Raw genomic sequence first — 21022 nt, forward strand, 5'->3', positions numbered from 1 at the left:
ACGATTTTGGGGCTTCGCGAGGTGGCCTTTACTCCGGCCTACGCTTGTTGCAGAACCTTTAATGCTGCCGAAGCCAGAAATCCTGAACGGCTCTTTTGCTCAGGATGATGTTTCACATAATCATCGATCCGATTCAGCAAGATTGCGGGCAAGGTGATATTCAGCTTTTCCGCCTTTCCGAGGTATCTGGTGATATCGATATCGACCAATGCCCAGATGCAGCCCTCATACTCGGGGTTGGAAACATGAGCGCTTACAGGGGTTGCAACAGGAATTCTGGCGCAATCCTCTGCCAAAATCTCCAGATGCCCTTCAATGGCTTCGCGTGCCATGGCCATCGCGTCGTCAAGATCCTCCCCCGCAGAGAAGCACCCAGGGATATCCGGCACGTCTACACCCCAGGCATGTTGTTCATCGCCAGGGCGAATCGCTATTGGGTAAAGCATGTTCAAAACCTCCACAGGGCGGGTTAAAGCAGCCTGCTAGTCAAAGCTGAGCTTGCTTCAAAATACTGTTGATCGTTTTGGTCAGTAAATCTTTCTTCGGATGAGGAATCGTTACCAGCCCCGGCTTCGTCGGGTGCTTGAAGTGGTGATGACTTCCCTTGCTCCGTACCAGATACCAACCGTCAGCTTCTATTGCGGTTATCAGCTGTCGGCTATTCAAATTCGTCATCCCCAATAGTGGTTACTATAACCACCGCATTCATAAAATGTCATCCCCAATCATGGCTCCGGTAGTCTTTGCGCATGGATACCTCCTGACAGATGACCCCACATCATCTGTACCGTGAAAAACCATCCTTTGTCAGCCTACGGAGATGTAACCTCTAATTGCCGGAAGCAAAGTGACGACGATCACTTATTTCAACAATAAAAGCGCTTCCCGGAGCACCTCCCATGCACAGCGGTCCCACTCTTTTGCTGGTGTTGTTTTGCGCCATCGCGCTGATCATTTTCCTTATCGTCAAAGTCCGCGTTCATGCCTTTCTGGCCTTGACCGCTGCGAGCTTTGTGGTGGGAATCGGGTCAGGCATGCCGTTGGTAAAAATTGCTTCGTCGTATGAAGCCGGTGTCGGCGGAACCCTCGGGTTTCTGGCCACGATCATTGGCCTGGGCGGGATTCTGGGCAAGATGCTGGAGGAGTCCGGCGGTGCGGAGCGCATCGCTCAGACGCTGTTGAACACCCTGGGCAAGGACCGCGCTTCGTGGGCGATGATGCTCGTCGGATTTATCGCAGGCATCCCGGTGTTTTTCGAGGTGGGGTTCGTGCTTCTGATTCCGCTGATTTATGTAGTGGCCAAAGAGACTCGCATCAACCTGCTGTACTTGGGCGTACCTCTGGCGGTGTCGCTGATGGCGGTGCATTGCATGTTGCCGCCACACCCTGCTGCGATGGCGATCACCGGGATGCTGGGCGCCGATGTCGGCAAAGTAATCATGTACGGTCTGATTGTCGCGCTGCCGACCGCCATGATTGCCGGGCCGCTGTGGGTCAAACTGGTGTGCAAGACCGAAGCACCAGCCACTCAGGAAGCTTTTTTGAACGAGCATTGCGATGACAGCAAAACCCGCGACCTGCCAGGCCTAGGCGTCACCCTGCTGACCATCGCCCTGCCGTTGCTGCTGATGGTCGGTAAAAGTTTCGCTGCCGGCCTGCCCCATGAATCCACCGCATTCAGCGTGATTTCGTTTATGGGCACCCCGCTGATCGCACTGTCGATTGCCGTGGTATTCGCTTATTGGGCACTGGGCTTGCGCCGCGGTTTGACCATGGCCGACCTGCTGGCTTACACGCAAAAAAGTTTTCCGCCGCTGGCCAGTATCCTGCTGATCATCGGTGCCGGTGGGGCATTCAATGGCATTCTGATCGACAGTGGCGTGGGTAGCGCGCTGTCCGCCTCGTTGACCCAATTGAATATGAACCCCATCGTGCTGGCCTGGCTGGTGGCCGGTTTGATGCACTTCGCGGTCGGCTCGGCAACAGTGGCCATGATCAGCGCCGCAGGCATGGTATTGCCTATGCTGGGAGCTCACCCGGCCGTGAGCAAGGAGATCATCTGCATCGCCATCGGTGCCGGAGCCATGGGCTGGACCCACGTCACGGATTCGGCCTTCTGGGTGGTCAAGGAGTACCTGGGTGTATCCCTGACCGACGCCCTGAAAACCTTTACCACCGCCACCGTACTGGCTTCATCGATCGCGCTGGGGCTGACCCTGCTGCTGTCGCGCTTTGTTTGATTCAAACCGTATATTCAGACTTATCGTTTAAAGGACCCCGCCATGATTTTGGGCAGAACACTTGAAAACTGGTGCGCCAGCTTCCCGCTGATCCGCGAACTGGTCGCGTTGCAAGAAACCACCTGGTTCAACCCCGGGGTGGCACCGGTGGCGCAGGCGCTTGGCGATACAGGCCTGACCAGTGCCGACGTGGCCGATGCCAGCGCACGCCTTGAGCGGTTTGCTGCCTACCTGCGGGTTGCCTTCCCTGAGACAGAGGGCAGTGCTGGCATTATCGAGTCGGACATTCTGCCCCTGACGCATTTGCAGCCGTTGCTCGGCGAGCGTTACGGGCAAAGCCTCAATGGCGCGCTGTGGCTCAAGCGCGACAGCCATCTGCCCATCTCCGGCTCGATCAAGGCCCGCGGCGGGATCTATGAAGTGCTCAAGCATGCCGAAGACCTGGCCCTGGCCGGTGGCCTGATTAAGCTCGACGACGACTACGCGCTGCTGCACAGCGACAAGGCCCGGGCCTTTTTTGGCCAGTACAAAATCGCCGTCGGCTCCACCGGCAATCTCGGTATGTCGATCGGCATCATGGGTGCTGCGCTGGGCTTTCAAGTGACCGTGCATATGTCGGCCGATGCCCGGCAATGGAAGAAAGACAAACTGCGCTCCCATGGCGTGACGGTGGTCGAATACGAAAGTGATTACAGCGTGGCCGTGGCCCAGGGTCGCCAGCAGGCTGAGTCCGACCCGAGTTGCCATTTTGTCGACGATGAAAACTCGGTCAATCTGTTCCTCGGCTACGCAGTGGCCGGCGAGCGTTTGAAACAGCAGTTCGCGGCGGCGCAAATCACCGTGGATGCCCAGCATCCCCTGTTTGTGTACCTGCCCTGCGGTGTGGGGGGCGCTCCCGGCGGCGTGGCTTTCGGCCTCAAGCTGGCCTTTGGTGATGCAGTGCATTGCATCTTCGCCGAACCGACCCACTCGCCCTGCATGCTGCTGGGTGTGTACACCGGGATGCACGACGAAGTCAGCGTGCAGGATTTCGGCATCGATAACGTCACCGCCGCAGACGGCCTCGCCGTGGGCCGCGCTTCCGGCTTTGTCGGCAAGGCCATGCAGCGCATGCTCGACGGCTTCTACACCGTCAGCGACGAGGAAATGTACAGCCTGCTGGCCCTGATGGAACGCAGTGAAGGCTTGCGCCTTGAGCCTTCCGCACTGGCAGGTGTGCCAGGTATTGCCCGGGTACTGGGCGAGCAGCAAGGCTATCTGGCCCGCACTGGCCTGAGCCCGCAGGCCATGGCCAACGCCACCCATCTGGTGTGGGCAACAGGAGGAAATATGGTGCCTGCGGCCGAGATGGACGCCTATCTGGCCAAGGGTCGTGAGTTACTGGGCTGACTCAGGCGTAAAGCGGATGTGGCAAGATGGACTCATTGCCACATTCTGCAAGAAGTCGGCCTTTGGCTTGAGGGCAAACTACCGTGCTTAATCTTCCTCCCCGCATCAGCTCACGGCTCAACAGCAGCCAGTTCGCCAACCTTCATACCTTTCTGGTGGCCGCCCGACACCTGAGTTTTGCCCGCGCTGCGCAGGAACTTTGCCTGACCGCCAGCGCCGTAAGCCACCGCATCAGCCGGCTGGAAACGGCGTTGAATATGAAGCTGTTCCAGCGCCTTACCCGCCAGGTCAGCCTGACTGACGAAGGCGAGCGAATTTTCGAAATACTGCAAAGTGCGATGGGGGAATTGTCCGAAGCCCTTGAACGCTCGTCACAGCCAGAAATTGCCGGAGCCATTGCGCTCTATGCCAGGCCATCGGTGGCCCAATGCTGGCTGGTGCCCCGGCTGGCCGACTTTATCGAGCGTTATCCGCTGGTCTCACTGGACCTGCGGGTGGGCAATGACAATGTCGACTTTCGCACACGCAAAATAGATCTGGCCTTGTACTACGCCAACGGCGAATTCCCCGGCCTCACCAGCCAGCGGCTGATGCGCGAATGCATGGCGCCGGTGTGCAGCCCGGAATATGCGCAGCGTCACCGTCTGCACGAAAACCCGCAAAACCTGAGCAACTGCACCACCCTGCACGACTCCCTGGCCTGGGACCATGCCGCCTATGATGCCGAGTGGACCCTGTGGGCCGAACAACACAACCTGCTCGCGGCACTGCCCAAACGTACCCTGACCTTCGACCGTTCGGACCTGTGCGTCACGGCCGCTATGAGCCACGCGGGGATCGCCATCGGGCGCCAGCAACTGGTGCAAAAACGTGTTGATCGCGGTGAACTGGTGCTGCCTTTTGGCGGTTTCAGGCAGTACGGTCACTATGATTATTATCTGGTGCACCCACCGCTCAATGTGGTGCCCAAGCGCTTGCAGGTGTTTATGAACTGGCTGCACATGTGCGCTCAGGAACAGACGATTGAGCAACGGCCAAACTGACCCTGATGGTGGTGTTTGGCGCCTGTACGAACGCTACATGACCACCTGCGTTTTGCACGATCTGACGCACAATCGCCAGCCCCAACCCGGTACCTTCGCTGCTTTGCCGGCCCTTGCGAAAGCGCAGGAACATGGCTTCGCGCTCCTCTGGCGCAATACCCTGCCCCTGGTCGCTGACCTCCAGCTGCAAGTGCCCGACAACCCTGCGCAGGGTCACCTGAACAGTGCCCATGCCGTGGACCAGCGCGTTTTCCAGCAGGTTGCCCAAGGCTTCACGCAACTGATCGGGATTGCCCCGGCATTCGCAACCTGCGGTGATATCCACCTCGATTACCCGACCACTGGCCTCAAAGAGCGGTAACAGCGCGGCACAGACTTCGCGAGTGAGACGCGAGAGATGGGTGCGCTGCTGCCCGTTATGGCCTTGGGCGGCCTCGCCTTCCTGACGCGCCAGTTCGAGTAGCTGAGTCACCAAACGGCGCATCTGGCGCATTTCCATGTCCAGCGCAGGCCACTCGACCTGCCCTGTGCGCCGGGCTGCTTGCAAGCGCAAATCCAGCACGGTCAACGGCGTGCGCAGTTCATGGGCTGCGTCGGCCACGAAACGCCGTTCGGCAGTGTAGGCCGCAGCCAAACGATCAAGCGCCGTATTGGCCGCAGCCGCCAGGGGCTGGATTTCACTCGGCAGGTTGTCCAGCGGGATACGTTGTTCTGGGTTTGCCGGCCCGATACTGCGCGCCAACTTGGCCGCCACCCGCACCGGACGCAAGGTCCAGTGCAGCAATAAAAGGATCAGGCCCAATGACAGCAAACCGATGGGTACCATCATCACCAGGCTCTGGCGCAAGCGGGCCGCCAGCAGGTTGCCAATCACTTCGCGCTCAAGATTATCCTGCTTGGCCACCATCAATATGGCACCGTCGGGCAACTCCACGGGCACGCTGACCACCCGCCCGCTGAAAGCGCTCCAGCGCATCCAGCCCGGGTCCGCACCTGGCTGCTTGAGCCGACGGGGATGTTTGAGGTTTTCGGACTTCCACAACAATCGACCATCGGCCGAATACAACGAATAAGACAGTTCGCCACCGGCATACTGGCGCGGCAGGCTGGCAGGGTCGCTGTCCACCCGAAAACCATCGGCAATCACCTGCGCTTCAATAGTCATTACCCCCCGGCGCAATTCGTCGCGGGTGCCGTACAGGTAAATCGCCAGGTTGCCGAAACCCAGAGCAAAGACCATCAGCAACGCGGTCAGCAGGCGCCAGCGCAGGCTGCGTTTAATCATGCCCGGTTATCGACGCTGAGCAGGCGATAACCCAAGCCGCGAACCGTTTCGATGCGGCTATGGGCGCCCGCCTCACTGAGCTTGCGGCGCAACCGCGAGACCAGCGCTTCGATGGCGTTGAGGGTCACCGGCTCATTGAAAGCATAAAGCCGCTCTTCGAGTTGCTCCTTGATCACGATACGCGGTGCAATGCGCAGCATTTCTTCCAGCAACATGGCTTCGCGCCGGGCCAGCACCGTTATCCGGGTGTTGCCATCAACGCTCAAGTGCCGGGTTTCAGGTTCGAATGCCAGGTTGTTGCAACGCAACAGGGTACTCACACGACTGCCGGGGCGACGCAAGACTGCGCGCAATCGCGCCTCCAGTTCCTGCATGTCGAAGGGTTTGAGAATGTAGTCGTCCGCGCCTGCATTCAGCCCGTTGACCCGGCTTTGCAGGGCATCCCGCGCAGTCAGGATGATGCACGGCAAATCGGCATTGGCGCTGTGCTGACGCATGGCCAGCAGTGACATGCCGTCCATGTCCGGCAAGCCAAGATCCAGGATCATCGCGTCATAGCTGCCGACTTCCAGCAAAGCCTGGGCCGTGCGCCCATCTTCGGCGCCATCCACGGCAAATCCGGCCTGCACCAGATGCTCGATCAGCAAACCGCGCAGTGCCCGGTGATCCTCAACAACCAGCACTTTCATTTACTTCAATCCACAAAAAGGTCAGCCACGACGATAAAAAACGGCGCAGGGGGAAATCAACAGGGGCTCGTCAGGTTCCGGTCAGGTTGAGCTGGCAACATTCGCAAACAAGAAACGCAACTGAGACAGCTTATTATTTTCATTTGCGCAATAGCAAGAATCCCAGGAACGCTGTTTATGAACTGCCACCGCCGCAGCACCGTTGCCCCCTCTCCTTTTGCCCGCAAGCCTCTGGCTATTTTTACCGCACTGGTCAGCCTTGGCCTGCCCCTGACGGCAGTTTGCGCCGATGAAGAAGAACAACCTTCCGGGGCAACGGCCAATGCCGCGCCACTGGAGGTCGGCTCAACGGTGGTTACAGCTTCGGGCTTCAGCCAGGACGTGCGCGATGCCCCCGCCAGTATCTCGGTCATCACCCGCGAAGAGCTGGAAAACAAGCAGTTCCGCTCGCTCGCCGATGCGGTACGCAATGTTGAAGGCGTGAGCATCATCGGCGGTGACAAGGGCGAGATTTCCATTCGCGGCATGGAGTCCAGCCACGTCCTGATCCTGATTGACGGTCGTCGCCAGAACACCAGCCAGGTCACGCTCAAGGGCGGCACCTCCGAAGGCCTGGGCATGAACTGGATACCGCCCGTCGAAGCGATTGATCGTATTGAGGTGGTGCGCGGCCCGATGTCCACGCTCTACGGCTCCGAAGCACTGGGCGGGGTGATCAACGTCATCACTCGCAAAGTGGCGCGGCAATGGTCAGGGTCGGTATCCGCGGACCACACCTTCCAGGACAGCTCCAAAGCAGGTGACAGCACGCAACTGGACGGGTACGTGTCCGGTCCGCTGGTCGAAGACAGTCTCGGCATTCAGCTCTGGGGCTACGACAAGCAACGCGACGAGGACAAAATCCTCAACGGCTTCTCCAAATCGACCCGCCACAGCGGCACCGCACGCCTGTGGCTGACCCCTGATGAGCAACAGGAGTTCATGCTCGAAGCCGGCCGCACCGAGCAGGAGTTCTGGAACAACCCGGGCAAAAGCCTGGCGCCTACAGCCGCGAAAAACAACAACCAGTACACCCGCGATACTTATGTTTTGGCCCACACCGGCAACTGGGATTTCGGTACTACCGATATCAGCCTGTATCGCGAAGAAGCGACCCGCGCCAGCGATGTCCAGGCCGGCAATCAGAGCGTCACGCCTGAAGTCACCAACTCGGTATTCGAAAGCAAAATCAGCCTGCCGTTTGACCGCAACGTCTTTGTTGCCGGCGCCCAGTGGAAAAAAGACGAGCTGGAGGCAGACGGTTATTACGCCAGCCCGCAGGGTGCTGGGATTGGCACTTCGATGACAGAAAAATCGCTGTTCGCCGAGAACGAATGGAGCATGACTGACAGCTTCAGCCTGACCACCGGTATTCGCATGGACGACAACGAGTTCTTCGGTCGCCATTGGACACCACGCTTTTACGGCGTATGGCGCCTCAATCCGGACTGGACGCTAAAAGGCGGCGTGGCCAAGGGCTTCAAGTCGCCGACCATCACCCAGACCAACCCCAATATCGGCCTGCCGCAACGCGGTGGTGCTTACACCTGGGGCAACCCGGATTTGAAACCGGAAGAAAGCGAAAACCGCGAAATCGGCCTTTACTACGACGCCGGTGGAAAATTCAGCGGTAATGTCACGCTGTTCGACACCGACTACGAAAACAAGATCGCCAACACCGGCACCCGCCAGCTGTACTACCCGGACGGCAGCCCGGTACCCGCAGACCCGATCACCGGGCGCATCTACAGCACCTATTTCAATATCACCGGTGCCACGGTGCGCGGCATCGAGACCGCTGCCCGTTATCGCTTCAACGACCGGGTGCAGCTCAAGGGCGAGTACACCTACCTGCACTCCAAAGTGTCGAGCGGCGAGGCAACCATTCTAGGCTTTGGCTACCCACTGGCCGAGGGCCAGCCTCTGGTAGCCACGCCCAAGCACTCTGGCAGCGCGACGCTGGACTGGCAAATCATCGACTCGGTTTCCAGCTTCGCCACCGTCAGCTATCGCGGTGAAGAAACCAGCATTGCCTGGGGTCAGGGCGGCGCCGTGTCACAAAGCGAGCAAGCCATCACTACCGTGGATGTGGGCGCCACCTGGCAAGCTACCCAGGATCTGTCCTTGAGCCTGGTCGGCTATAACCTGACCAATCAGGTCAGGGAGCAGGATGTGGACTCCGATTATTCCTATGCCGAAGACGGCCGACGCTTTTGGGTCAAAGCCAACTATACGTTCTGACCCTGAACCGGGCTGCGCGCCCAAGGTATTCATATGAGCGATGCCCTTAATCCTGCGCCGCAGACGGCCTACCGTCTGGCCATTGCCGCACGCACCGTACTGGCCATTTTTGGCAGTTACCTGTTTGCCGCCTTGGCGGCGGCGAGCCTCAGTCTGTTGCTGCCCGGGCCTCGGGCGCAGGCAGTGCTGAGCGCCACCATGCTGGCCTTTGCGCTGTATTGCGCGATGGCAATCTGGGCATTTAGCGCCGCATCTGCAATCCGGGCCTGGCTTGTTGCCTTGGCTTGCTGTGTGCCGCCGGCCCTCCACCTGCTGCTGCGGGAAGTCATGCCATGAAGGCCCTCGGTTTTCGTCAGGCCAACGCCTGGCTGCACACATGGGTCGGGCTGTTACTCGGCTGGTTGCTGTATGCCGTGTTCCTGACCGGTACCCTGAGTTTTTTTCAGGAAGAAATCACGTTCTGGATGAAACCTGAACTGCACGCCTCTGTGCCCGACAACCAGACCGCGCAGCGCCTTGCGCAAGCCATGCAAAGCCTGGCGCCCAACGCTGCACAATGGACCCTCACCCTGCCCGGCGAACGCAATGCCGGGGCGCAGGCACAGTGGTTCGACATCGGCCAGCCGGTCGTCAAAAGGGGCGGCCAAAGCGTGGCCCTGGATGCGGGCACGGCCGAACCGGTGACCCCGCGGGAAACCCGTGGCGGCGGTTTTCTTTGTCGTTTTCACTTTGAGCTGTACGGCATGCCGCGAGTGCTGGCGCGCTGGATCGTCGGTATTGCGACCATGGTGATGCTGGTGGCGATTGTCAGCGGGGTGATCGCCCACAAAAAAATCTTTAAGGAGTTCTTCACTTTTCGTCCACGCAAGGGACAACGCTCATGGCTGGACGCGCACAATGCCACTGCAGTGCTGGCCCTGCCGTTTCACTTGATGATCACCTACAGCGGTTTGTTGCTGCTGATGTTTATGTTGATGCCCTGGGGCGTTGAAAGCGCCTATCGCGGTGATACCCAAAAGTTCTTCAACGAAAGCGGCGGACGCGGTGCCCGTACTGCGCCAGCAATGGGTGCAGGTGATCAGCCATTGGGCGAGCAGGTGCCACTGACGGACGTTGCCCCCCTGCTGGCCCAGGCCGAGCAGCGCTGGCCCCGAGGAGTCAGCAGCATCAGCGTGACCCGGCCCGGCACATCGGATGCCGTCATCGAGCTGCGTGAACGCGGTGGCGACAGCCTGATCGACCGGGGCAACAGCGAACGGCTGCGTTTTGACGGTGTGAGTGGTGCTTTGTTGAACAGCCCACCCGCCCCTGCGATCAGCACGCCCAACGCAATCTATAACGTGTTTTCCAGCCTGCACCTGATCCGCTTTGCCGGTGCTCCGCTGCGCTGGTTCTTCTTTATCAGCGGGGTCGTGGGTACGGCGATGATTGCCACCGGGCTGGTGCTATGGGTGGTCAAACGCCTGCCGGAACGGCAGAAACTGGGGCGCACCCCCATCGGCCATCGTCTGGTCGAGGTGCTCAATGTCGGCACTGTTGCGGGTCTGCCGCTGGCCATTGCCGCCTATTTTTGGGCTAATCGGTTATTACCCGTGGACATGACCCAGCGCAGCGCCTGGGAAATTCGCAGCTTCTTTATCATCTGGTTGCTGTGCCTGGTTCATCCACTGCTGCGCAGCCACAAACGAGCCTGGCTTGAACAGCTCTGGGTAGCTGCAGGGTTATTTGCAGCCTTGCCGCTGTTCAGTTTCGGCCTTGCACACAGCCATCTGCTGGCCAGCCTTGCACAGGGCCAATGGTTGCTGGCGGGCATGGACCTGACCTTGCTCGCCAGTGCAGCGCTGCTTGGCTACGCGGCCTGGAAACTCAACCGCCATCAACCGCTGCAAAGGCCACAGCGCCAACCGCGTACGGTCAACACCCGACAAGAGAGGGCAGCATGATCTGGATATGCCTGGCGTTGAGCTTCAGTGGTTTCAGCGCACTCAGCCTGAGTACCGAGCGCCATCATGGGCAGGTGTTTGCAGACAAAGGCAGCCCGTTCAAGCGCCAGCTATTGCGCCTGCTGGGCTGGCTGCTGCTGGTTGGCGCGGTGATCCCCGGCGTTATCGAACTGGGCCCGTCAGTGGGTATCGCCTTGTGGGCGGCAGTGCTCAGCGTTGCGGCTGGCGGGCTGGTGATATTGCTGACATACCGGCCGCGCCTGATCGTGCCGCTGGCCGTTGCAGGGCCTTCAATGGCATTGGCGGTTTGGGTATTTTAGAACGCGTTATTTGTGCGCGAAGTTTTCTATTTTTACCTGACCATCCGGGAAAGTCGCGATGATTTCCAGCTCGCCACCCATGGCTTGAATGTAATTACGCAACGTACTGATATACATATCAGTGCGCCGCTCCATTTTGGAAACTGCCGCCTGGTTGATATTCAGCGCTTTGGCCAGTGTCTCCTGGCTCAGCGCCTGAGCTTTGCGCAACTCGTGCAAAGGCATTTCCTGCAAATGCTGATGGTATAAAGCCTGGGTTTGCTCACGCGCCTCTGGGGACATGCGCGCTTCAAGTTCGGCAAATTTTTTAGCCATTTTCCTGGCCCTCTTCAATCAGTGTCTGCAAATGGACTTCGTAGAGAATTTCCGCCAAAGGGACATTCTCTTCATACCATCGGTCGTGACCGGTCTTGTCGCCGCCCGTCAACAGCAAGGCGCAGCGGCGTGGGTCAAAGGCATAAAGCACCCGGTAGGGGCGACCTCCATGCTGCACGCGTAGTTCGCGAAGGTTACCGTAGCGTGCCCCATTGATATCGCTGCAATGGGGGAAGCGCAGGGCCGGACCGAGCAGCTCTAGCAATTTGACACTGGCCGCCACGCTGACCTGTTCCTTTTCACTGAGCGTTTCCCACCATAGGCCAAATTCGTCGGTGTACTCAACGTTCCATGTCATGCTCAAAATATTCCACCAAAGGAATATAATCTCAAGGGAATAATCTTAAACACTTCAGATAATGGCCAACTAGTTCTCGGTCCAACCCAAGTGTGAGTGATGGTTTCATCCGGATGCGTTCCTCACGCCGCGGTTAATCGCGGCCAAAAAAAAACGCCCCGAACCAGTCGGGGCGTTTTTATTCAGATGTCCAACCTGTTCAACAGGTCGGTAGCATCAGAAAATGCTGATCGGGTAATCAACAAATACACGTACTTCGTTGCCGCCCACGTTGTACTCGCTGGCGTTGTTCGATACGCGCAACCACGAGCCACGCAGACGCACGCTCAGGTCTTTGACCGGGCCGCTTTGTACGACGTACTTGGCCTGGTTGAAGATTTCGCGCTCGGTACCACGACCACGGTCGGAACCGTCGTCGATGTTGGTGCCGCGCACGTAGGCGATGTTGTAGGTCAGACCCGGAATACCAACGGCACCGAAGTCGAAGCCATAACCCAGCTGCCACGAACGTTCGTCCTTGGCATTGAAGTCGGACCAGTAGGAGTTGGCCAGCAGGATGGTGTTGCCACCGTCGCCCACGCCGCCTGCGTTGCGATAGCCGCCGTACGGGTAGCCGATTTCGCCGGTGCTGCTCTGGTACGCCAGGGTCACCGTGTGCGCGCCGAAAGCGTAGGTGCTTGCCAGGCTCCAGATCTTGTTGTCCTGGCCATCAACCTTCAGCACGTCACGGGCGTAGTCTTCTTTTACGTGAGTACGGTAGCCGTTGAAGTCAAACGTCAGGGACTGTTTGTCTTGCAGCGGGATTGCGTAGGTTACGCCCACGTATTGCTTGTTCAGCTCGTCTTCCATCTCGGAGCCGTACAGGGACGCCGACAGGTTGTCGGTGAACTTGTAGCTACCGCCGAACACGTTGATGCTTTTCAAGTCACCGCTGTCGCGTGCTTCAGCACTTTTACGCGACTCTGCAGTGAAACGACCGACGTTGATTTCCAGACCGTTGATCTCCTTGGAGGTCAACAGGGTACCGGTGAAGCTTTCCGGCATCAGACGCGAATTGTCATACATCAACACCGGCAGCGCAGGCATTTGATCGCCGTACTTGAGCACAGTGTTGGACACGCGAACCTTCACCGCAGCGCCAGCCTTGGCGATGTCGTCAGCCGCTTTACCGCTGGCGCCCTGCTTGAAGAAATCGATACCGCCCGCGCCGCTGTTGCCGCGACCGCCATCCAGACGCAGTGCGTAGATGCCGAAAGCATCCACACCCACACCTACGGTGCCCTGGGTGAAGCCCGAAGTGAATGTGCCGAGGAAACCCTGGCCCCATTCAGCTTTGTCTTGTTGGTGGTTTTTGTAGTCACGGCTGATGTAGGCGTTGCGCGCCAGTACATTGAGGTGGCTGTCTTCTACAAAACCTTTTGCGTCAGCTTGATCGTTAGCCATAGCCTGGGTAGCACTGAGTACGCCCAGAGCGAGAAGACCTATCCGTTTGTTCAACATATTATTTTCCTTATTTCTGAATAGAAGCGCGCTGTGGGGTTCAAGCTGAAACATTGAGTGGTGGTTGCTTCACATAAACAAAAAGACCCGCACGAAGACTGTGTGCAGGTCTTTCGAAAAGTTGGTGTATGGCTTATCGCCACAGGCGTTGGCAGGGATCCTAGCTGCCGTGAAGGCGAGGTGTCAATTTCGTGAAAAATTTGTTAATTGCCAAGGCTTTTCAAAGCTTTGACCGAAGTGTCAGAAATTGTTACTGACAACCATCCAGGCCACAGGCTGGCGCTGAAACGATTGTGTCTGTACCGGTGACGCCAGCGCACTGGCGCAACCAGGCAGCAAAAGCTTCAGGCTTGCCCAAATACTCCCCAAGGTCGATCACCTGATACTGGCCGGACTGCTCCAGTACAACAGTCGGAAAGCCCTGCCCAGCAACCCGGGACAACAATGCCCGGCTGGCCTTGAAGTGGGCCTGCGTTACATCGCCGCTCATCGCAGCGTAAGCGGCGCGGAATGCATCGACATCCAGGCCCATTTCGGTCGCCACTGCCAGCAATACGTCTTTATCGGCAATCCGCCGCCCTTCTGCGTAATGCGCCGTTTGCAGGCGCCCCAACAGCTCCAGGCCGCGCCCGGCCAATTGTTCGGCAACCAGCACGGCGGTGGTCGGCGGCGCCGAATCGAATACTGCCGTGGTGTCGCGCAGCAAGCCTTCGAAGTACCCCTCGCCAAATGGTTGCCCGGTGCATTGGGCAATGCGCTGGTCATGGGGCATCACGTAATCGCGCAGTTGCGCCGACACAGCTCGGCGATGTGCGCCTGCCATCATCCCGCCACCGTGGGCCACGACCGGCAAAATATCGCGCGCGGCGTCGATCAGCGGCTTGGCGCCATAGCACCAGCCGCACAGGGGGTCGTAGATGTAATGCAGGACAGGTGTAGCGGTCATGTAGGGCTCCGGGTCATCACTAAAACAGAACGCCAGCCTAGTCTTGCAGGGCCAGGGGAAAAACATCGGTATGCCTTTTAGTGTGTTGCGCGAACCGGGCGAATCAGGTGCTGTAAGGGCTGCAGGGCAGAGAAACAAACAGAAACATATTTGCAGGGCACGTTATTGGTAATTCTTAACATAAGGCAACAAGAACCATTACCATTCACGCCCTAAAAATATAACGACCCTCTCAACCGCCCGGACACCCCTCAACCATGCTCTCCCCCTGCCGTTTAACACCCTTGAATCTGGGGCTGTGTGCCTTGCTGTACGCCGGATTCAGTAACGCCACCACTGTGCTCCCGGAGCTGTCGATCAGCGCCAGCGAAGCTGAGGCCGATGACCCACGGGTCAAGGATGTCACCACCGCGACTCGCACCTCGACTCCGGCGCGTTATGTGCCGCAAGCCATCGACTCGGTAAAAACCAGCAACGTCCTCGATTACGGCATCAACAGCATCGGCGAAGCCCTGAGCGGGATTCCCAACGTCAGCAGCACTGCCGACACCCGTTTTGACAGCCTGCGCATCCGCGGCTTTGACGCCAGCAACGACTTTTATCTGGACGGTATTCGCGACGACAGCCAATACGTACGCGACCTGCACAATATCGAACGTATTGAAGTGCTCAAGGGCCCGGCGGCCGTGCTGTATGGCCGTGGCAGCCAGGGCGGGATCATCAACCGCGTCAGCAAGATGCCCCAGTCCGGCCGCCAGTCGAGCATTCAGGCCCAGGGCGGCAGCGAGGATTTGCGCAGCCTGTATGCCGACCTTAGCGCTGACCCGAGTGACACCGTGAGCCTGCGCCTGAACATGGGCAACGAAGACAAAAACAGCTTTCGCGATCACGTCAGCGGTAACCGTCAGCTGTTCGCGCCATCGATAAGCTGGCAAATTACCCCCGACCTGAACTGGCTGGTGCAATACGAATACAACCGCTACAACCGTACCCCGGATCGCGGCATTCCGAGCATCGACGGGCGCCCGGCGGATGTCAGCCGTGGCACCACCTACGGCGGGCAAAACGATTTTATCGACGATAAAGTCCAGAACCTGCGCTCGCGCCTGAGCTATGAACTGAGCGACAACTGGCAACTGCGCCATACCCTGGGCGTGTTCAAGCTCGACAGCCAGTTCGAAAACACCTACCTGACCGGCTACGACCCGAAAATCAACAAGGTCAACCGCCAGAGCTGGCAGCAGGACATGACCACCCGCAATATTTTCAACAACCTCGAAATCGAAGGCGGCTTTGACACCTTTGGCCTGGAGCACCGCCTGCTGACCGGGCTGGAACTCGGCAGCCAGCGCCGCGACCCCAAACTCTACAAAGCCGGGGGCGTACCGCCAGTAGATGTGTACAACCCCGATCGTAGCCTGCGCCCGACCGGGCCGATGGTAATTTCCAGCGACAACCACACCGAAGTCGAGAGCCAGGGCCTGTATGTCCAGGACCAGCTTCGCCTCAACGATCAATGGCAGGTACTGGCCGGCTTGCGTTACGACCGCTTTAACGTCGAGACCACCAACCATCTCAGGCCCTTGATCCCGACCGAAGAACGCCAAAGCCACAGCACCAGCCCGCGACTTGGCGTGGTCTGGACGCCGCTGCAAAACCACTCGTTCTACGCCTCGTGGACCAAGACCTTCTCACCGGTGGGCGGCGGCCTGATCGGCATCACCCCCGGTGCTGCAGGCAACACCAACGACCTGAGTCCGGAGCTGACCAAGCAAAAGGAAATCGGCGTCAAAAGCGACTGGCTGGACGAGCGTCTGAGCACCACCCTGGCGGTGTATGAGCTGGAACTCTACAACCGCCGCACCAAGGACCCGGACGACCCGACCATCACCCTGCTCTCCGGCCTGCAACGCTCACGCGGCATCGAACTGACCGCCAGCGGCAAGCTGGGCGGCAACTGGTACATGCGCGGCGGCGTGGGTGTGCAGGATGCAACGGTGGTCAAGGACAACAACGGGCTTGAGGGCAAACGCATCAATGGCGTGGCCAAGCACAATGGCAGCCTGTTTATTACCTGGAAGCCGGAGATGGGCTGGTACGCCGAAACGGGCCTGACCCTGGTGGGCCAGCGTTATGCCGATAACCAGAACACCGTGGTATTGCCGGGCTACGGGCGCTGGGATGCGTTGGCGGGGTATCGCGAAAAAGACTGGGATGTGAGCGGTGCGCTGACCAACCTGACCGACCGTTACTACTATGCGTCGGCCACCAGCGCCGCGCAGATCATGCCGGGCGAGCCGCGCAGCCTGGTGATGACGGGGACGTACAAGTTCTGAATAAGTACTGACCCTGTGGGAGCGGGCTTGCTCGCGATTGAATCACTGCGGTATGTCAGAGAGACCGCAGCGCATTTATCGCGGGCAAGCCCGCTCCCACATCCCTCAGATTTTGTACGGCGCAGGCTGCTGCTGGGTCAGGCAATGGATATTGCCACCACCCAGCAGCAACTCACGACCCGGCACCATCACCACTTCGTGCTGCGGGAAAATTTTCTGCAGGATGTCTTTTGCCTGCGCATCCATAGGGTCATTAAAGCTCGGTGCGATGATGCCACCGTTGACGATCAGAAAGTTCACATAGGAACCGGCCAGACGCTCAGTCGGATTACGGTCCTGGCTTCCAGCCACTTTATCAACACCGTCACACTCTTCCTGGGTCGCATACATCGGCCCCGGGATCGGCATTTTGTGCACCACAAACGGCCGCCCCTTGGCGTCAGTGCTGGTCGCCAACACCTTCATCGCCGCATGGCAGCGCACGTAGTTAGGGTCACGCTCGTCGTCAGTCCAGGCCAGCAATACCTCACCCGGAGCAACGTAGCAGCAGAAGTTATCCACATGGCCGTCGGTTTCGTCGTTGAACAGGCCGTCCGGCAGCCAGATGATCTTGTCCACAGCCAGATGCGAGCGCAGCACGTCTTCGATTTCTTCGCGTGACAGATGCGGGTTGCGGTTGCGGTTCATCAGGCATTCGGCCGTGGTGATCAGCGTGCCTTCACCATCGACGTGGATTGAGCCGCCTTCAAGCACAAAACCTTCGGTGTAGTAACGCGGGCAACGTTCGATTTCCAGTACCTTGCTGCCCACTTGCTGGTCACGGTTCCACGGGAAGTACAAACCACCGTCGAAGCCGCCCCAAGCGTTGAAATCCCAGTTTACGCCGCGCACTTCGCCACTGCGGTTGATCACGAAGGTCGGACCGCTGTCGCGTACCCAGGCATCGTCGCTGGATATTTCGACCACACGAATATTCGGCACATCGAGCTGAGCGCGGGCGTTTTCGTACTGGGCTGCCGACACCCCGACGGTCACCGGTTCAAAACGCGCAATGGCCTTGGCCACAGCCGCGTGTGCCGCCTGGGCCGGCTTGCCGCCCAGGCGCCAGTTGTCCGGACGTTCAGGCCAGATCATCCACGTCTGGGTCTGCGCAGCCCATTCGGCAGGCATGTAAAAGCCGTCAGCGCGCGGCGAACTGTGCAAAGTGGTCATCTGGACTCCTGGAAAACGTCTTGGGTTTTGAGTGCGAAACAAACAGGACAGTGGACGCAGCTCAGCTTTGCGTCAACGGCGAGCACACTTATAGCCGATAAATATCGGCAAAAAAAACACTTTATAAGTTTTAACGCGTATTTAAACCGTGAATAAACAGATATTAATCTGCATCTTTATCCCTACCGCTATTTTCCCGACAGCTCCCACTTGCACCCCCCGCCGCATCCCCACAAGCTATACCTCATACGTTTAAGTGCCTTCGGGGAATAAGGGATCACCACATGCGCATTTTAGTCACCGGCGGCGCCGGTTTTATTGGTTCAGCGTTGATCCGTCATCTGATCAAAAATACCGGGCATGAAGTGCTCAACCTCGACAAGCTGACCTACGCCGGTAACCTGGAATCGCTGCAAAGCATTGCCACCGATACCCGCTACGAATTCGTGCAGGCCGATATCGTCGATCAGGCAGCGGTCAGCGCGATCATTGCGCGTTTCCAGCCGCAGGCGATCATGCACCTGGCGGCCGAGTCCCACGTTGACCGCTCCATCGATGGCCCGTCGGACTTTATCCAGACCAATATCGTCGGTACCTACAGCCTGCTGGAAGCCACCCGCGCTTACTGGTTGACCTTGCCTGAGCCGGAAAAAAGCGCATTTCGCTTCCACCATATTTCCACCGACGAAGTGTATGGCGACCTGCACGGCGTCGACGATCTGTTCACCGAGACTACCCCCTACGCGCCAAGCTCGCCGTACTCGGCCAGCAAGGCGGCGTCCGACCATCTGGTCCGCGCCTGGAACCGTACCTACGGTTTGCCGGTGTTGCTGACCAACTGCTCGAACAACTACGGGCCGTTCCACTTCCCGGAAAAACTGATCCCGCTGGTGATCCTCAACGCCCTCGCCGGCAAGCCGCTGCCGGTGTATGGCAATGGCCTGCAAGTGCGTGACTGGCTGTTCGTCGAGGATCACGCCCGCGCCCTGCTGAAAGTCGTGACCGAAGGTGTCGTAGGCGAGACCTACAACATCGGCGGGCATAACGAGCAAAAGAACATCGACGTGGTGCGCAGCATCTGCGCCCTGCTCGAAGAACTGGCGCCCGAGCGTCCGGCGGGCGTCGCGCAGTTTGCCGACCTGATCACCTTCGTCCAGGACCGCCCGGGCCACGACCAGCGCTACGCGATCGACGCCGGCAAAATTGAACGCGAGCTGGGCTGGGTGCCCGAAGAAACTTTCGCAACCGGCCTGCGCAAAACCGTGCAGTGGTACCTGGACCATCTGGAGTGGTGCCAGCGCGTGCAAGACGGCAGCTATCAGGGCCAGCGCCTGGGCTTCACCGAGCCCAGGGACCTGATCGCGTGACTGACCTTAAAACCCCGTTGAACATCCTTATCAGCGGCAAAACCGGCCAGGTTGCCGTTGAGTTGCAAAAGCACCTTGCCGGTCTGGGCAACCTGATTGTGCTGGGCCGCGATGTACTCGATCTGAGCCAGCCCGAGCAAATCCGTGCCCAGGTGCGGGCGCACAAGCCGGACTTGATTATCATTGCCGCAGCTCACACTGCCGTGGATCAGGCTGAAAGCGAGCCGGAACTGGCCTTTGCCATCAACGCCACCGCACCGGGTGTGTTTGCTGAAGAAGCGGCGGCCCTGGGCATCCCCTTGATTCACTACTCCACCGACTACGTGTTTGATGGCAGCAAACCTGCGCCCTACACCGAAGACGACGCCACCAACCCGCTCGGCGTATACGGCAAAAGCAAGCTGGCGGGAGAACTGGCCATCGCGGCGAGCGGTGCCCGACACTTGATCCTGCGCACCAGTTGGGTGTACTCGACCCATGGTAAAAACTTCCTGCTGACCATGCAGCGCTTGCTGCAAGAACGCCCGGAATTACGCGTAGTGGCTGACCAGATCGGCGCACCGACCTGGGCCGGCACCATAGCCCGAAGCACGCGGGCATTGATCGAGCGCTGGCAAGCCGGTGAAACCGGGGCATGGGGCACCTACCACCTGACTGCTCAGGGTGAAACTTCGTGGTTTGGCTTTACCCAGGCCATCGCCGCGCACCTGAGCGCCCAGGGCAAGGCCTGCGCGACGCTGGAACCCATTCCTGCCAGCGCCTACCCGACACCCGCAGCACGGCCGCAAAACTCGCGCCTGGATTGCAGCAAGCTGGCCCGCGAATGGCAAGTCACCCAACCCGAATGGACCGCCGCGCTGAGCGATTGCGTGGCCGAGCAACCACGCTAACGCCAATCCCCTTGTGGGAGCGGGCTTGCTCGCGATGACATCACTGCGGTCTGCCTGACAAACCGCGCCGTTTGCATCGCGAGCAAGCCCGCTCCCACAGGGTTCGTTGGGTATACTGCAACGTATTCTTGCAGCGCAGCTCAACGATGATCACCTCTTCCTCAGTTCCTCGCAGACCCCGCTGGCGTAGCCTGGCCTTATTGGCGCTGTGCCTGGCGCCTTTGCTGTGGCCGCTGCAACACCTGGCCGAGCGCTATTACCGCAGCGAACTGGCCGGGCAAAACCGCCAGACGCTCGACCTGTACGTGGCCAACCTGCTGGGCACGCTGCATCGCTATGAGGTGCTGCCGCAGATTCTGGGCCAGTTGCCTGACCTGCGCGAGCTGCTGGCTGACCCAGAAAGCCCGCAAGCCCTGAGTAAAGCCAATCAGTTGCTCAGTGAAATCACCAGCCAGACCGGCGCTGAAGTCATGTACCTGGTGGATGCTCATGGTGACACTATTGCGACGTCGAACTGGAATAAAAGCGATAGTTTTATCGGACGTAACTTTGCCTTCCGCCCCTATTTCAGCGAAGCGATGCAAGGCAAGCTCGGGCGCTTTTTCGGCCAGGGCACGACCTCCGGAAAACGCGGCTACTACTTTGCCGCACCGGTTGAGGTAGACAACCAAAAGCTTGGCGTACTGGTGGTCAAGGTCGACCTCGACCACACCGAGCGACTCTGGGGCAAAACACCGGAACAACTGTTGCTGACCGACAGCAATGGGGTGGTCATTCTCACTTCGCGCCCTGAATGGCGCTTCAGGTCCACCCGTGATCTGTCTGAGGACTGTCTCTTATACACATCTGGGTTTGGGGGGTGTGGGTTTAAAAAAAAAATGGGGGGGGGGGGGGGGGGGGGGGGGGGGG

Annotated in this window: 20 protein-coding genes; 11 read left to right on the top strand and 9 right to left on the bottom strand. The window is 59.0% G+C overall.

The window, feature by feature from the left end; translation table 11 throughout:
- Positions 1 to 38: 38 nt before the first annotated feature.
- A complete protein-coding gene (locus QN377_RS16195; protein ID WP_095000759.1) occupies positions 39 to 446 on the bottom strand; it encodes a type II toxin-antitoxin system HicB family antitoxin in 408 nt (135 codons plus the stop codon).
- Positions 447 to 486: 40 nt separating this feature from the next.
- Positions 487 to 666 carry a type II toxin-antitoxin system HicA family toxin gene (locus tag QN377_RS16200; protein WP_095001085.1) on the bottom strand — a complete coding sequence of 60 codons (180 nt, stop codon included), beginning with the start codon at positions 664 to 666 and terminating at the stop codon, positions 487 to 489.
- Positions 667 to 899: 233 nt separating this feature from the next.
- Between QN377_RS16200 and QN377_RS16205 the strand changes: the two genes are divergently transcribed.
- The 3 genes from QN377_RS16205 (at position 900) to dsdC (ending at position 4672) form a co-directional block, all read left to right on the top strand.
- Positions 900 to 2240 carry a gluconate:H+ symporter gene (locus QN377_RS16205; protein ID WP_095017773.1) on the top strand — a complete coding sequence of 447 codons (1341 nt, stop codon included), beginning with the start codon at positions 900 to 902 and terminating at the stop codon, positions 2238 to 2240.
- A 42-nt stretch (positions 2241 to 2282) separates the two neighbouring features.
- Positions 2283 to 3629, top strand: a complete 1347-nt coding sequence (gene dsdA, locus QN377_RS16210) for a D-serine ammonia-lyase (RefSeq protein ID WP_095017774.1) — start codon at positions 2283 to 2285, stop codon at positions 3627 to 3629.
- Positions 3630 to 3712: 83 nt separating this feature from the next.
- Positions 3713 to 4672: a DNA-binding transcriptional regulator DsdC gene (gene dsdC, locus QN377_RS16215; RefSeq protein ID WP_095000756.1), complete on the top strand. Its 960-nt coding sequence runs from the start codon at positions 3713 to 3715 to the stop codon at positions 4670 to 4672.
- Here dsdC and QN377_RS16220 read toward each other — a convergent pair.
- Positions 4614 to 5957: a sensor histidine kinase gene (locus QN377_RS16220; protein ID WP_095017775.1), complete on the bottom strand. Its 1344-nt coding sequence runs from the start codon at positions 5955 to 5957 to the stop codon at positions 4614 to 4616. The genes dsdC and QN377_RS16220 overlap by 59 nt on opposite strands.
- Positions 5954 to 6646, bottom strand: a complete 693-nt coding sequence (locus QN377_RS16225) for a response regulator transcription factor (RefSeq protein WP_095000754.1) — start codon at positions 6644 to 6646, stop codon at positions 5954 to 5956. Before QN377_RS16225 ends, QN377_RS16220 begins: the two co-directional genes overlap by 4 nt.
- A 177-nt stretch (positions 6647 to 6823) precedes the next feature.
- On the opposite strand from QN377_RS16225, the gene QN377_RS16230 reads away from it, so the two are divergent.
- From QN377_RS16230 to QN377_RS16245, 4 genes are read left to right on the top strand one after another with little or no spacing between them, the layout of a single operon-like run.
- The gene (locus QN377_RS16230; RefSeq protein ID WP_095017776.1) at positions 6824 to 8926 is read left to right on the top strand and encodes a TonB-dependent receptor domain-containing protein; all 2103 of its coding nucleotides are present in this window, start codon (positions 6824 to 6826) and stop codon (positions 8924 to 8926) included.
- Positions 8927 to 8959: 33 nt separating this feature from the next.
- Entirely contained in the window at positions 8960 to 9262 is a 303-nt protein-coding gene (locus QN377_RS16235; protein ID WP_095000752.1) for a hypothetical protein, read from the top strand.
- The gene (locus QN377_RS16240) at positions 9259 to 10869 is read left to right on the top strand and encodes a PepSY-associated TM helix domain-containing protein (RefSeq protein WP_322213955.1); all 1611 of its coding nucleotides are present in this window, start codon (positions 9259 to 9261) and stop codon (positions 10867 to 10869) included. Before QN377_RS16235 ends, QN377_RS16240 begins: the two co-directional genes overlap by 4 nt.
- A complete protein-coding gene (locus tag QN377_RS16245; RefSeq protein ID WP_095000750.1) occupies positions 10866 to 11189 on the top strand; it encodes a DUF3325 domain-containing protein in 324 nt (107 codons plus the stop codon). The genes QN377_RS16240 and QN377_RS16245 overlap by 4 nt, the downstream gene beginning before the upstream one ends.
- A 6-nt stretch (positions 11190 to 11195) precedes the next feature.
- Here QN377_RS16245 and QN377_RS16250 read toward each other — a convergent pair whose 3' ends face one another.
- The 4 genes from QN377_RS16250 to QN377_RS16265 form a co-directional block, all read right to left on the bottom strand.
- Positions 11196 to 11504 (bottom strand): XRE family transcriptional regulator, encoded by a 309-nt coding sequence (locus QN377_RS16250; RefSeq protein WP_095017778.1) that lies wholly within the window; start codon positions 11502 to 11504, stop codon positions 11196 to 11198.
- Positions 11497 to 11862: a type II toxin-antitoxin system RelE/ParE family toxin gene (locus QN377_RS16255; protein WP_095017779.1), complete on the bottom strand. Its 366-nt coding sequence runs from the start codon at positions 11860 to 11862 to the stop codon at positions 11497 to 11499. Before QN377_RS16255 ends, QN377_RS16250 begins: the two co-directional genes overlap by 8 nt.
- A 216-nt stretch (positions 11863 to 12078) precedes the next feature.
- Positions 12079 to 13362, bottom strand: coding sequence for an OprD family porin (locus QN377_RS16260; protein ID WP_095000747.1), 1284 nt, complete (start codon positions 13360 to 13362; stop codon positions 12079 to 12081).
- A gap of 250 nt (positions 13363 to 13612) precedes the next feature.
- A complete protein-coding gene (locus QN377_RS16265; protein ID WP_095000746.1) occupies positions 13613 to 14308 on the bottom strand; it encodes a DsbA family protein in 696 nt (231 codons plus the stop codon).
- Between the two features lie 257 nt (positions 14309 to 14565).
- Between QN377_RS16265 and QN377_RS16270 the strand changes: the two genes are divergently transcribed.
- Positions 14566 to 16644, top strand: a complete 2079-nt coding sequence (locus QN377_RS16270; protein ID WP_095017780.1) for a TonB-dependent receptor — start codon at positions 14566 to 14568, stop codon at positions 16642 to 16644.
- A 105-nt stretch (positions 16645 to 16749) separates the two neighbouring features.
- On the opposite strand, the gene aguA is transcribed toward QN377_RS16270, so the two are convergent.
- Positions 16750 to 17856: an agmatine deiminase gene (aguA, locus tag QN377_RS16275; RefSeq protein WP_095000744.1), complete on the bottom strand. Its 1107-nt coding sequence runs from the start codon at positions 17854 to 17856 to the stop codon at positions 16750 to 16752.
- Between the two features lie 284 nt (positions 17857 to 18140).
- On the opposite strand from aguA, the gene rfbB reads away from it, so the two are divergent.
- The 3 genes from rfbB to QN377_RS16290 form a co-directional block, all read left to right on the top strand.
- A complete protein-coding gene (rfbB, locus tag QN377_RS16280) occupies positions 18141 to 19223 on the top strand; it encodes a dTDP-glucose 4,6-dehydratase (RefSeq protein WP_095000743.1) in 1083 nt (360 codons plus the stop codon).
- A 17-nt stretch (positions 19224 to 19240) separates the two neighbouring features.
- Positions 19241 to 20113: a dTDP-4-dehydrorhamnose reductase gene (gene rfbD / locus QN377_RS16285; RefSeq protein ID WP_095001084.1), complete on the top strand. Its 873-nt coding sequence runs from the start codon at positions 19241 to 19243 to the stop codon at positions 20111 to 20113.
- Between the two features lie 146 nt (positions 20114 to 20259).
- The coding region (locus QN377_RS16290) for a cache domain-containing protein (protein ID WP_323567643.1) at positions 20260 to 21022 on the top strand (763 nt) is incomplete at its 3' end.

It is taken from the genome of Pseudomonas sp. CCC4.1 (genome assembly GCF_035019225.1).
GTDB lineage: Bacteria > Pseudomonadota > Gammaproteobacteria > Pseudomonadales > Pseudomonadaceae > Aquipseudomonas > Aquipseudomonas bubulae.